This window comes from Orbaceae bacterium lpD04 (genome assembly GCA_036251935.1).
Classification (GTDB): domain Bacteria; phylum Pseudomonadota; class Gammaproteobacteria; order Enterobacterales; family Orbaceae; genus Orbus; species Orbus wheelerorum.
This window is the reverse complement of record CP133967.1, coordinates 1,254,356-1,267,037: the sequence shown is the minus strand read 5'-3', so window position 1 is coordinate 1,267,037 and position 12,682 is coordinate 1,254,356. Positions and strand designations below refer to the sequence as shown.

General features: G+C 35.3%; 10 protein-coding genes and 1 tRNA gene. 6 read left to right on the top strand and 5 right to left on the bottom strand.

Annotation, left to right across the window (positions count from 1 at the left end):
- Positions 1 to 32: 32 nt before the first annotated feature.
- The 3 genes from xylB (at position 33) to argE (ending at position 4,260) form a co-directional block, all read left to right on the top strand.
- Complete coding sequence (gene xylB / locus RHO14_05855) at positions 33 to 1,502, top strand: xylulokinase (protein WVD72325.1); 1,470 nt, start codon at positions 33 to 35, stop codon at positions 1,500 to 1,502.
- Between the two features lie 120 nt (positions 1,503 to 1,622).
- On the top strand, positions 1,623 to 2,909 hold the full coding sequence (locus RHO14_05850; protein WVD72324.1) for an MFS transporter: 1,287 nt from the start codon (positions 1,623 to 1,625) through the stop codon (positions 2,907 to 2,909).
- Positions 2,910 to 3,102: 193 nt separating this feature from the next.
- A complete protein-coding gene (gene argE / locus RHO14_05845) occupies positions 3,103 to 4,260 on the top strand; it encodes an acetylornithine deacetylase (GenBank protein ID WVD72497.1) in 1,158 nt (385 codons plus the stop codon).
- A gap of 61 nt (positions 4,261 to 4,321) precedes the next feature.
- Here argE and aroA read toward each other — a convergent pair whose 3' ends face one another.
- The 5 genes from aroA to dnaQ all read right to left on the bottom strand — a co-directional run bounded on the left by aroA (position 4,322) and on the right by dnaQ (position 10,037).
- Complete coding sequence (aroA, locus tag RHO14_05840; protein WVD72323.1) at positions 4,322 to 5,611, bottom strand: 3-phosphoshikimate 1-carboxyvinyltransferase; 1,290 nt, start codon at positions 5,609 to 5,611, stop codon at positions 4,322 to 4,324.
- Between the two features lie 82 nt (positions 5,612 to 5,693).
- Positions 5,694 to 6,566: a helix-turn-helix domain-containing protein gene (locus RHO14_05835; protein WVD72322.1), complete on the bottom strand. Its 873-nt coding sequence runs from the start codon at positions 6,564 to 6,566 to the stop codon at positions 5,694 to 5,696.
- Positions 6,567 to 6,719: 153 nt separating this feature from the next.
- Positions 6,720 to 8,177, bottom strand: coding sequence for a catalase (locus tag RHO14_05830; GenBank protein ID WVD72321.1), 1,458 nt, complete (start codon positions 8,175 to 8,177; stop codon positions 6,720 to 6,722).
- A gap of 893 nt (positions 8,178 to 9,070) precedes the next feature.
- Positions 9,071 to 9,147: transfer RNA gene (locus tag RHO14_05825), tRNA-Asp, on the bottom strand.
- A gap of 140 nt (positions 9,148 to 9,287) precedes the next feature.
- Entirely contained in the window at positions 9,288 to 10,037 is a 750-nt protein-coding gene (gene dnaQ / locus RHO14_05820) for a DNA polymerase III subunit epsilon (protein ID WVD72320.1), read from the bottom strand.
- An 83-nt stretch (positions 10,038 to 10,120) separates the two neighbouring features.
- On the opposite strand from dnaQ, the gene rnhA reads away from it, so the two are divergent.
- From rnhA to RHO14_05805, 3 genes are read left to right on the top strand one after another with little or no spacing between them, the layout of a single operon-like run.
- Positions 10,121 to 10,588 carry a ribonuclease HI gene (gene rnhA / locus RHO14_05815; GenBank protein WVD72319.1) on the top strand — a complete coding sequence of 156 codons (468 nt, stop codon included), beginning with the start codon at positions 10,121 to 10,123 and terminating at the stop codon, positions 10,586 to 10,588.
- Positions 10,589 to 10,596: 8 nt separating this feature from the next.
- Positions 10,597 to 11,373, top strand: coding sequence for a hydroxyacylglutathione hydrolase (gene gloB / locus RHO14_05810; protein ID WVD72318.1), 777 nt, complete (start codon positions 10,597 to 10,599; stop codon positions 11,371 to 11,373).
- 39 nt (positions 11,374 to 11,412) lie between these two features.
- Positions 11,413 to 12,663, top strand: coding sequence for a transglycosylase SLT domain-containing protein (locus RHO14_05805; protein WVD72317.1), 1,251 nt, complete (start codon positions 11,413 to 11,415; stop codon positions 12,661 to 12,663).
- The last annotated feature ends 19 nt before the right edge of the window (positions 12,664 to 12,682 follow it).

Here is a 12,682-nt window from a genome sequence, read left to right as displayed (position 1 = left end):
GAATAAAAAATAATAGCTTAAAAGAGGTTTTTATGTATCTAGGTATAGACATTGGCACATCGGAATTAAAAACTGTACTTATTGATGAATCAGGCGAAATTATTGCATCAAGTCATGTGCCATTAACGGTTAAGCGTCCACATCCAAATTGGGCAGAGCAATCCCCTCAATCATGGTGGGATGCAACAAATCAAACCATAGCAACAATTCGTCAAAAAGTTCCTGAACAATGGCGACAAGTCAAAGCGATTGGTTTATCGGGTCAAATGCATGGTGCGGTTTTACTTGATAACAAACATCAAGTATTACGCGATTGTATTTTATGGAATGACACTCGAAGCGCTGAAGAATGTCAGTGGTTAATGCAGCAACACCCAGAGTTTTTAACTATCAGTGCCAATTTGGTCATGCCTGGTTTTACCGCTCCCAAACTGGTTTGGGTTGAAAAAAATGAACCTGAAATTTTTGCAAAAATTGATAAAGTCTTATTACCTAAAGATTATCTACGCTGGCAATTAACTGGTGAATTTGTTGGTGATATGTCTGATTCGGCTGGTACATTATGGCTTGATGTTGCTAAGCGTGATTGGTCTGATGATTTACTAAAAGCAACACACCTTACTCGAGAACAGATGCCCAAACTGGTAGAAGGATCTGCAAGTAGTGGATTTATTCGCGATGATTTAGCCACGTTGTGGGGACTAAATGACAATGTCATCGTTGCTGGTGGTGGCGGTGATAATGCGGCATCAGCCGTTGGCGTTGGCGCTGTAAATAATGGTGATGCGTTTATCTCTTTAGGCACATCAGGTGTTATTTTTGTTGTTAATGATAAATTACAAGCTAATGCGCAAAGTGGTGTACATGCCTTTGCCCATGCGTTGCCAAATCGCTGGCATCAAATGAGTGTTATGCTGAGTGCTGCAAGTTGTTTGAAATGGTTGTGTAATGTTTTATCCACGACTGAAAATATTTTGATGGATGAAATTGCTCAGTTAAGCCCAGAGCAAATGAAACGAGCACCAATCTTTTTACCTTATTTATCAGGAGAAAGGACACCACACAACGATGCTGATGCAACTGGCTCATTTTTTGGCTTAACCCACGAAACATCTCGTGCCATCCTAGGATATTCTGTTTTAGAAGGCGTTGCCTTTGGCCTTGCTGATGGGATGGAAGTTTTAAGTGAATCCAAAGCACATATCAAACAATGCAGTTTAACTGGCGGCGGCGCAAGAAGCCCTATCTGGGCACAGCTTATTGCCGATATTTTGCAAGTACCAATTGTAACGCACCCTGCTAGCTCATCAGGAGCACTAGGCGCTGCAAGGCTAGCATGGCTCGCCGCGGGTGGAAATGAACAGGAAATCTGTAAAAAACCACCAATACAGTCACGTTACCAACCCAATAACGAAAAATATGCAACGCTTAAATCACGATTTGAAGCATTTAAAGTCTTATATCAACAGCAAAAAATTGTGAGAGAGCTATTACCTAAATAACAATTACCGAAAATAAAAGTACCTTAATAATTGCAATTGATGAGTAACCCAAACTACCAATTACTTACTCTACTCATCAATAATTTACGCTAATTTAATATTATCGAAGAGGAAACAATCATGGATAATAAGCAACAATATTGGCTTGGATTGCCCAAACACCTATTTTGGGGATTTATCGCTATAGCAATATTTATGAGTGGCGATGGCTTTGAAATGGCATTTTTATCAAAATATATTACTGATCTTGGTTTTACATCTGCGCAATCTGCAACAGTATTTACAATATATGGATTTGCCGCAGCTTTAGCCGCTTGGGGCTCAGGCGTGATTGCGGAGGTTATTACGCCTCAAAAAGCGATGACAATTGGTTTTATACTATGGATTGCTATGCATATTTTGTTCCTGTCGCTTGGTTTAGATATGAAAAACTATATTTGTATGCTACTTTTTTATGGTATTCGTGGCCTTGCTTATCCATTATTTATCTACTCTTTTATGTTAATGTTGGTACAAGTATTACCGAGATCTCGCTTAGCTGCGGCAACAGGATGGTTTTGGGCTATGTACTCAGTTGGTATTGGCGTGATTGGCAGCTATTTACCAAGTTTCTCAATCCCATTTATTGGCGAGTTAGGCACATTATGGCTAGCGGTTATTTGGGTCGCTTGTGGCGGATTAATTGCCTTTTTTAGTTTACGCTCCGTGCCCGTTGATAGATCAAAAGTTGATTTACCTTTAAAAGATAAAATGTCTGAACTTAGCCGAGCTGCAACCATTTTATTTACCAATCGAAATATTTTTCTAGCCTGCTTAATTCGTATTATAAACACGCTCTCTTTATTCGGTTTTGCCATTATTATGCCTTTACTGTTTGTAGATCGTTTAGGCTTTACAATTTCAGAGTGGTTACAAATCTGGGCGGTATTCTTTTTTACTACGATTTTCACTAACATTATTTGGGGCATAACCGGCGAATATATCGGTTGGATCCGCCAAGTAAGATGGTTTGGTTGCATTGGAATGGCGGCATCTAGTTTAATGTTCTATTATTTACCCGTTTATTTTGGCCATAATATGTATATTGCAATGATCCCCGCTATTTGCTTAGGTATTTTTGTCGCAGCATTCGTGCCAATGACAGCCGTTTTTCCAGCTTTAGAGCCTCATCATCAAGGTGCTGCGGTATCAATTTATAACTTATCTGCTGGCCTAAGTAATTTTGTCGCACCCGCTATTGCAGCGGTAATTTTAAGCTTTGGTGATATTATCCATGTTGTATGGGCATACACTGGATTATATGTTTTCGCCTTTATTCTTACATTCATCATTCGCGTACCCCAAACTTTACGTAATAAAAAACACGCTAGCGAAAAAATAAAAGAGTCAGCGATTGCTTATAGTTAACATTTAATTCCCCTTATTAAAAATGAAGAGCTAAGCTCTTCATTTATTTTTTTATTTTTAACCAACAATAAGCAAATACAAATTAACCAAATAACGCGCTAGATCATAAAGTATAAAATCCATTTCATAAATTAACAAAATATGTTGTATGATGATGGAAATTTACTAAATGAAAATTTGGATATCTTATTATATGAAGCTCCCCTCTTTTATACAGATTTATAATGAACTGATTGCCATTCCAACTATCAGTAGTGTTACTAACGATAAAATCGACTGCCCAAATAAAGAACTTATCGATAAATTAGCAAACTGGTTTGCCGAATTAGGCTTTAAAATTAGTCTAGTTTCAGTCCCAAATACTCGTAATAAATATAATTTACTGGCGACTTACAGCAATGATAGTAATCATACAAAAGGTGGTTTATTACTTAGTGGTCATACTGATACAGTGCCATTTGATGAAGGATTATGGTCAAAAAATCCATTTAAAGTAACTGAAGTCGATAATAAATGGTACGGACTTGGCACTGCTGATATGAAAGGCTTTTTTGCTTTTATTTTAGATGCACTACGTGATATTGATTTAAAAACCTTGAATAAACCATTGCATATTTTAGCGACTGCCGATGAGGAAATCACCATGGCGGGAGCGGCATACTTTGCGCAAAACACGCAGTTACAGCCTGATTGTACAATCATTGGTGAACCGACATCTTTAATACCCATTCGTGCACACAAAGGCTTTACTGCAAATGTTATTCGTGTGATTGGTAAATCAGGGCATTCAAGCGATCCTGAAAAAGGAATTAATGCGATAGAGGTAATGCATTTAGTAATTGGTAAATTATTAGAGTTAAAACAAACACTAAAAGAGCAATATCATAATAATAGTTTTGCCGTACCTTACCCAACAATGAACTTAGGTATGATAAAAGGTGGCGACGCTGCTAACCGGATCTGTGGTTGCTGTGAATTATTATTAGATATTCGCGTGTTACCCGAAATAGATGCAAATAGCTTATATGATCTTGTATGTAATACCTTAAAACCAATTATGGATCGTTATCCTAATCGTATTCAAGTTGAAAATGAAGTGGATCCTATCGGCGGCTACGAGTGCCAAAAAGAAGAGCCGGCACTAAAAGAAGTTGAAAAATTGCTTAATCAAACAGCCGAAACCGTAAATTATAGCACTGAGGCACCTTTCTTAAATCAAATAGCGCCAACTATTGTGTTAGGTCCAGGATCAATTGAGCAAGCTCATCAACCAGATGAATTTGTCTCGATGGATTATTTAAAGCCTACCAAAATAGCTATTGAAAGTTTAATTAAACGTTTTTGTTTATAATTTGTATTGAAGGTCATTATGACATAAAAAGGGCGACTATTTGGGTCGCCCTTTTTTGATGTTATTTGCTCATTTTAGCAAACTGAGCAAAATAAGTTGGGAATGTTTTTGCAGTACATTTAGGATCTAAAATTGTCACCGGCATATTCGACAGTGCAACTAATGAAAAACACATTGCAATGCGATGATCATTATAAGTTTCAATTTCCGCATGCTTTAATTCTTTTGGTGGAATAATAGTAATATAATCATTCCCCTCTTCAACCTCAGCGCCGACTTTACGTAGCTCTGTTGCCATAGCCGCTAAGCGATCGGTTTCTTTCACTCGCCAATTATAGATGTTACGAATCGTGGTTTGGCCTTTCGCAAATAAAGCCGTCGTTGCAATCGTCATTGCCGCATCAGGTATATGATTCATGTCCATATCAATACCATTAAGATCTCTCTTTGTGCACTCGATATAATCATCAGCCATCGTAATCTTTGCACCCATTTTTTCAAGCACGTTGGCAAATTGTGTATCACCTTGTAAACTATTTTTACCAATCCCCGTCACGCGCACTGTGCCCCCTTTTATTGCGGCGGCAGCTAAAAAATAAGAGGCGGATGATGCATCACCTTCAACCAAATATTGCTTTGGTGAAGTATAAGATTGGCCAGCTTTAATGGTAAATTTTTGGTAATTATGATTATCAACATGAGCGCCAAAGGTTGCCATCATTTTAATCGTAATATCAATATATGGCTTTGAAACTAAATCACCGATAATAGTAATTTCAGTATCTTGCGGCGCTAGTGGCGATGTCATTAGCAATGCCGTTAAAAATTGACTTGAAACAGAGCCATCAACCGTTATTTCACCGCCAATAAAACCACCATGCAAATGTAATGGTGGATAACCGTCATTTTCGAGATAATCAATTTTAGCACCGCCCTGACGAAGCGAATCAACCAGATGTTTGATCGGCCGTTCTTTCATTCTCGGCTCACCTGTCAAAATAATATTATTATTACCAAGGCAAAGTGCTGCAGCTAACGGCCGCATTGCGGTACCAGCATTTCCTAAATAGAGCTCTAATGGTTTATTTGCAGTAAGCGCACCATTAACACCTTCGATATCACAAATTGTTCGATCATCTGATAACTGATATTTAATGCCTAATGATGATAAAGCATCAAGCATGTAACGAACATCATCGCTATCTAATAAATTAGTTAATCGGGTGGTACCTTTTGATAATGCGGCCAATAATAATGCTCGATTCGATACACTTTTTGAACCAGGTAGATTAATCGTTCCTGAGAACAAATTGACTGGTTGTAAAGTTAGCTTATTTTCAAGATCAGACATTAACATTCTCTTTATAATTAAGGTAATTTGATAGGCATTTTAGAGGGAATGCCTTGATAACTCAATAAATTAAGTTGATTATTTAGTAGCGCTCTAACGTTTTTTTCAATAAATCAATTGCTTGTTTATTTTTTGAACTATTCTTCCATAAATTATCAAATAAGTTTCGATAACGTTTAATTGCATCGCTTGATGCGGTAATTGATGCAATGCCTGAGCATACATTAGGTAATTCACCCAAACGAAAAGGGCTAATTGCTAATGCTAAAGGTTTTTCTTGTTGATAAAAAATTTGGAATGTTAATGAGGGAATGCTTTCTTGTGTGATTGCAATCTCTAAACTATCACCTTTTTCTTCAAGCAACTCAATTAGATGAGCAACTTCTTTACGTGCTAATAGGCATCGCTCCATTTTTTTACTTGGTGATATATTCAAATTGCCAACTAAGCCTAGATGTAAAAATCGCTCAATATTTTGTAAACCAATTAAATTCATAAACTGAGGAAAAGAGGACTTAAAAGTATCTTTACGCTCTTTAAGAATTGCGAGTGTGGTTGCGATTTTTTTTTCATCTTGTGGCATGTTTGCTTCAGCAAGCATTGTTGCTAAATGTTGCAAGTAATTATCAGAAGTCAGTAGAAAAGAAAATGGGTCAAAATGGGAATAAATTTGCGTTGATTGTTCTTCTAATTGTCGCATTCGCTCAAAAAAGCCATCGCCACTCGAATAGTATTCAGTATCGACACCAAGTAAACTGGTAACAGAAGTATTTAGTAATGAAGCGAGGCGATCAAGGGTTTCAATTTTAACAATTTCACCTTTTTCAAGGCGATAAACCGCAGCTCTAGATATCTTTAAATTTTTTGCTACATCTTCAGCCTTAAGTGAAGCCGCAATTCGATAAGCCCGTAAGCGCTGGCCAATTGAAAAATAGTCAATAGTAGAATTATCCATAACATACTCAAATTATTTAGCTCTCAAAATTCTACCATATCAATATATTGATGCCAATCAATGTTATCCATTTAATAGGCTAAATACTAAAGATGAAAAAACCACACTAATAATTGCAGTGTGGTTGATCGCAAAGTTAATAATAACTAAAATTTATGACTTAATTAAGTTACTATCAATGCCTAAGCCTTTGGCAATGCCCTCACCATAAGTAGCATCCACTTTATAAAAATGCTTCAATTGCCTTATTTGTATATCGCGATTAGATGATTGCATTGATCCCGTAATATTGTCTATCAAGAGCTGCTTTTGCTCGGCATTCATCAAATTAAATAATGCTCTTGGCTGAGAATAGTAATCATCATCTAAACGGTGATTATATCGATCAACTGACACATCACCTAAGCTCAAAGCTGGTTCGCTATATTGTGGCTGCTGTTTTGGCGCGCTATCATTACTATTTGGTTCATAGTTTGGAGCGCCTTCACTCGTTAAGCGCATAGCGCCATCGCGCTGATAATTATGATAAGGGCATTTTGCGGCATTAACGGGTAATTGTTGATAATTTGTGCCAATACGATATCGCTGAGCATCAGCATAAGCAAATAATCGACCCTGCAACATTTTGTCTGGTGATAATCCGACGCCAGGAACGACATTACTTGGCGCCATAGCAACTTGCTCAACTTCCGAAAAATAATTATCAGGATTACGATTTAATTCAACTAATCCAACTTCAATTAACGGAAATTCTTTTTGTGACCAAACTTTAGTGACATCAAATGGATTCTCTTTATGACCATTCGCCTGTTCTTCGGTCATCACTTGCATATATAAGCGCCATTTAGGAAAGTTACCGTTTTCAATCGCTTTAAAAAGATCTTCTTGCGCTGAATCTGGATTTTGACCATCTAATTCCGCGGCTTGTTTTGGATGAATATTTTTAATGCCCTGCTCTGTTCTAAAATGCCACTTAACCCAGAAGCGCTGATTATCTGCATTAATAACGCTATAAGTATGGCTACCATAACCATGCATATGACGAAAACCATCGGGTATACCACGATCCGAAAATAAAATAGTCACTTGATGTAACGATTCGGGTGATAGTGACCAAAAATCCCACATCATCTGCGGATCTTTTAAATTAGTTTTAGGATCTCTTTTTTGGGTATGAATAAAATCTGGAAACTTTAGCGCATCACGAATAAAGAAAACAGGCGTATTATTACCTACAATATCCCAATTACCCTGATCGGTATAAAATTTCACAGCAAAACCACGTGGATCTCTTGCAGTATCTGATGAGCCGCGCTCACCACCAACAGTTGAAAACCGTATAAACATCGGTGTTTTTTTACCAACTTTCGCAAAAATACTCGCATAAGAATATTCGGTGATATCTTTTGTTACTGTAAACGTACCATATGCACCAGAGCCTTTAGCATGTACTCGCCTCTCGGGTATATTTTCACGATTAAAATGGGCGAGTTTTTCAATCAGTTGGTAATCATCAATTAATACTGGCCCTCTTGCTCCAGCGGTCCTTGAATTTTGATTATCGGCTATTGGTGCGCCATTAGCGGTAGTTAAACTTTTTTTCTCTGACATGCACATCTCCTTTCTAGTAAAATAATAGGGATATATTGATTAAAATCATTATGTAATGACATATAACTTGCATGATACTTTAAAAGTATAACCATATATTTTCAAGGGTTATTTGAAATTGTAATAAGAAACAATACCAAGCAATAACACAACAAATAACACCGAATTAACCTAATGAAAAATTAAAAACAGTGAAAAACACTTAAAAAACATTTTTTTTCAGAATTGGTCATCGTATTAATTTTTAATATGTTAACGTTAGTCAATTATTCAACACCTACCATTTTTGGTATTAATTTAAGCGTAAACCTAATAATGATAAGGAATTTTAAGATTAACTTAAAAAACGCCAATAATGCTTGCTATAATTTTTTTTAAGTTGCGTTGCATTTTTTTACAAATATAAATCGCTTTTTTAAAAGTATTTGATTGACAAATAAACAAAAATAAATGATAATAAAAAAAGAATCAAGTGAGTGCTATTCTTTTTCATCAAAATTTTTGCGAGCTATTAAACTAGCTCGTTTTTTTTACTCAATTTTCTTAGTTCAAAACCGCAATCTCAGCTAAATCAGGTTATGGCCTGTTCTAACAATAACACATCAATAAATAAAAAAGTGAAGAATAAAGTTGGCTATTTTATGTTAAGAATAGAGGTAGCTATCACATTGATAACTAATTAAATAGTGAATATCTTAACCATCTAATTAGTTTAGTGACTATCAAAAAACTGAATTATTATTTTAGCTTTCAAAATATTAGCACGGTATTTGTTATCAAGCATTTAAGAAGATTTTATTGAAGAGTTAATAGTGCAGCTAAAATTTAGTAGGCAAGACAAATAAAAAAAGCGCTATCAGAAGCACCTTTAATTTATTGAAATTTACTAAAATTGGCGGAACGGACGGGGCTCGAACCCGCGACCCCCTGCGTGACAGGCAGGTATTCTAACCAACTGAACTACCGCTCCGCGTTTTAGTTTCACTTTATAACGATAAGCATCGAGACAAAGTAGGCGAAATATTAAAGATTTATTGTAAGGCCGTCAATAAAATTTTTTCACATCCATATCAACTGCACATAAATTCATCATTAAGATTAAAATAATGACTATTTACGCCATATAGCACCATCACTTTTTTTATCGATTTTATCAAGCGACTTATTATGCTCAGCAAGTTCATTATCTGTAGCCTTAATAACCTTTAAGTTAAATTGCTCTCTCATTATTTTATGCTGCATTGATAGCGTAGATGATGAGTTCATTTGCCCATTATCTTCTTGATTAAACGTTAATGAAGTTTGCCCACCAGTCATAGCTAAATAAACTTCAGCTAAAATCTCGGCATCAAGTAACGCACCATGCAATGTTCGATGTGAATTATCAATTTGGTAGCGTTCACAAAGTACATCTAAGTTGTTACGTTTACCAGGAAATATTCTGCGAGCCATCGCTAATGTATCAGTTATCATGCAATGTGAAGCTGTGATAAAATCAACATTAGCTAATCTAAATTCATAATCCATAAATCCAACATCAAAAGATGCATTATGAATAATTAATTCTGCACCATCAATAAACTGAATAAATTCCTTAGCAACATCTTTGAAAACAGGTTTATCTTGTAAAAATGCATCGCTAATACCATGAACATTAAATGCCTCTACATCAACTAAGCGCAGAGGATTAATATAGACATGAAAATGATTGCCGGTTAATCGACGATTAATGATTTCAACGGCACCAATTTCGATAATCTTATGACCTTCATAGTGGTTTTTACCATCTTGATTCATACCGGTTGTTTCAGTATCAAGCACGATTTGTCTGTTTGGGGTAATAATATTTTTACTGTTCATTGTCGATTTAATTGTTTTTAATTAAGGATTAATTCTGTAGTATAGTTTACCGTTTATTCTCAAATTTCAAAAACTGTTTTGCTATGTTAAAAAAAATTGATATCTATACCGATGGATCTTGCCTTGGTAATCCTGGCCCTGGCGGCTATGCAGCAATACTAAAATATAAGCAAACAGAGCGTATTCTCGTTCAAGGTTATTTTTTAACGACTAATAATCGCATGGAACTCCTCGCCGCAATAGTTGCACTTGAGGCATTAAAACAAAAATGTGATATTACACTTTATTCTGACAGCCAATATTTACGTAATGGTATTTTATCATGGATCCATAACTGGAAAAAAAATGGTTGGAAAACAGCGAATAAAAAGCCAGTTAAAAATGCTGATTTGTGGACAAGATTAGATAATGTGGTTATTAAACATGATATTGATTGGGTTTGGGTCAAAGGTCACGCAGGGCATATTGAAAATGAACGATGTGATATCCTAGCCAAAGAATCTGCAAATAATCCAACACTTGATGACAAAGGATTTACGCCTGAATCTTAACGAGTAAGATGATTAATCAAAATATTCTATCAAGTAATGAGGTTTATATGACAACTAACAAGCAATTACATATTATCCCAGCATTAAAAGATAACTATATTTGGTTACTTGAGAACTCGCATAAACAATGCGTAATAGTTGATCCCGGTGATAGTTTACCGGTAATAAATTATATGGCAGAGCATCAATTATCCCCGATCGCCATCTTACTTACTCATCATCATAGTGATCACGTTGCTGGGGCTTTAAATTTACAAAATTACTATGGAAACTTACCCATATTTGGCCCCGATGAAATAGACTTACCCATAACGAATATTTCAACTCAGCTGGCAATAACTATTGCTGATTTTACTTTTGATATTATTTTGGTTCCTGGTCATACACTCGGCCACGTTGCTTATTATAATAAACCTTATCTATTTTGTGGTGATACGCTATTTTCAGCCGGATGTGGACGTATTTTTGAAGGTACTTACCAACAAATGTTTAATTCACTAAATAAACTCAAGGCACTGCCTGATAACACTATTGTATGCCCTGCTCATGAATATACATTAAGTAATTTAAAATTTGCCACACATGTAGTACCTTGTGATCGCAATATTAGTCATTATTATCAACAAATCGCTAATAAAACAATAACATTACCGACTACAATTGCTATTGAAAAGCAGATCAATTTATTCTTACGTTGTGATGAATTAGAATTACAAAAAGAATTTGCTATAAATAATGATTTGAAATTATTTGAATTTTTTAGAACACAGAAGGATAGTTTTTAGGTATAATGCACGGTAATGATTAAATCAAGTTGTTGTATAATGAAATTACGTATTATTACCAGTCTACTTTTAGCCTTATTAATTAATGGTTGTCAAAACACACAGTCACCGAAGGCGATAACAAAACCGACACAAAGTAGCGCCTCTTTGCCCCAAACTGATTATAGCTCAATCACTCAAGATCCTTGGTCGTTTATTCAAAGTGAATTAAAAATTGATATTCCTGATAATAAACGGATTATGAGTGAAAAAGAAAAAATCATAAAAAGTAAAACGTCATTTGATGCCAATATACAACGATCAGAGCCTTATATTTATTATATCGTCAATCAACTAAATGAACGAAATATGCCTGTTGAGCTGGCACTTATTCCACTAATTGAAAGCGCATATAATCCACTAGCAACCTCTTATGCAAAAGCCGCGGGTTTATGGCAAATTGTTCCTATTACAGCAAAAGCATATGGATTAACCCAAAATAGTTGGTATGACCCAAGGCGCGATTTTATCGAATCAACCGATGCTGCAATAAATTTATTACAATACTTAAATCAGCGCTTTGAAGGTGATTGGCTACTTACACTAGCCGCTTATAATGCAGGTGAAGGTCGAGTGCGTAAGGCTATTGAATGGAATAAATCAAAGGGATTACCGACTAATTTTTGGGCATTAAATCTATCGAAAGAAACCATGCAATATGTACCTAAGTTTTTAGCGATAACCGATATTATTAGAAATAATGAACAGTATAATGTTTCATTGCCAGCATGTACTTATGCAAACTCTTTAGTAAGGCTTGATTTATCTAAGCAAATCAGCCTAGATAAAATTGCTGATTATTCAGGAATTTCATTAGATGAATTACTTGAATTTAACGCGGGCTACTTAAAGAAAGTTGTAAAAGGCCCTTATCATTTATTTATTCCAGCCTCCTATGCTAAAAAACTTTATAGCAAGCTGCAAGAATCAAATCTAGTCACATCAGAAGTGGTTGATTTACTACTTTCAGATCCCATTACCATTGATCCCAAATATACATATTTAGACCCTAAATTTACTAATAAAAAATACGTTGAAATAACTGATAATGATATCAGTTATTATGAACAAGAACATAAACGTTATAGCCAAATTATTTATCGGGTAAAATCAGGAGATAACCTTTATAACATTGCGAAAAATCATAAAGTAAAAGTAACTGAATTAGCTAAATGGAACAAAATTAATAACTTAAATAAATTAAAACCTGGTGACAAACTGACCATTAACATTAAAAATGGAAGTTTATAATTTCCCACTGGTTTTCGTT